General features: G+C 57.9%; 1 protein-coding gene. It reads right to left on the bottom strand.

Annotated features, from left to right (window positions below; translation table 11 throughout):
• Window positions 1–1,028, bottom strand: a 1,028-nt coding sequence (locus NG895_RS23825) for a type I restriction-modification enzyme R subunit C-terminal domain-containing protein (RefSeq protein ID WP_279676595.1), incomplete at both ends; no start/stop codon positions are given.

Below are 1,028 nucleotides of genomic sequence, written 5' to 3'. Positions count from 1 at the left end.
TCCGCGTATAGAGCCCGTTCCAGGTCGGCCAACGCGGCCAAGTACCCTTTCTTACCACCGAAGAGTTTCACCAGCTCGACCGGTGTACCAATCGCATCAATGGGCTTCACCCGCAGTACGTCCATGTCCTCGATGGCCCGCAGCCCTTGGTTGGCATACTTCTCGAGCAATGCTTCGAGCACAACGCGAGCCTTCTCCTCGTACTTGGCGAAATAGTCTTGCTTACGGACGTTCTCGGCCCGCTCACGGCGAGTCAGCGGCGGACGATCGAAGGCGACGTGGCAGACCAGGTCGAAGGAATCAAAGTCTTTGCCGACCTCGTCGGCGAGCGCCTCGAACAATACGCCATGTTCTTCGAGTTCTTTGACTACGGCTTCTTTTCGCTCGGCTGAAGTCCAAGCCTGGAGGAAGTCGTCGAGCGATTTGTAGTCCTTGAGGACCGTCTTACGGGTGTAGTCCTTGAGCGATTCGGTGATGAGCTTGCCATCAGGGCCATAGTACTGCACCCTTTCGGCAACCACCGATACGGTCACACCAGCGACCACGTACTTCTTCCGCGGTCCACCTGGATCGCCGATGATGCCTCCCCCGCCATTGCCACCGGGCGAAATCGGGTCGACTAGAATCTCCTCACCTTCCGTCTCGGTGCCCAGTTCTGTATTGGTTTCCTCAGTTCCCTCTTCAGGCGGAACGGGCGACTCGCCCTCGCCAGGCTGGTAGACCTGCACGGGATCGCCATCAAAGTCGGGGTCGGCGAACAATTCGGTGGCCTTCTTGAAGTCCATGATCGTGAAGTACAGCTTGCCGTAGTCTTCGTCGATCCGCGTGCCACGTCCGATGATTTGCTTGAATTCAGTCATCGACTGGATGCGACGGTCGAGGACGATCAGCTTGCAGGTTTTGGCATCGACGCCCGTCGTCATCAGCTTGCTGGTGGTGGCGATCACTGGGTATCGCTCTTCGGGCGAGATAAAGAAGTCGAGCTGAGCCTTTCCCTCGTCGTTGTCCCCCGTGATCCGCATCACGTA

It is taken from the genome of Aeoliella straminimaris (assembly GCF_024054565.1).
Taxonomy (GTDB): domain Bacteria; phylum Planctomycetota; class Planctomycetia; order Pirellulales; family Lacipirellulaceae; genus Aeoliella; species Aeoliella straminimaris.
This window is presented reverse-complemented; position numbering and strand designations above follow the sequence as displayed.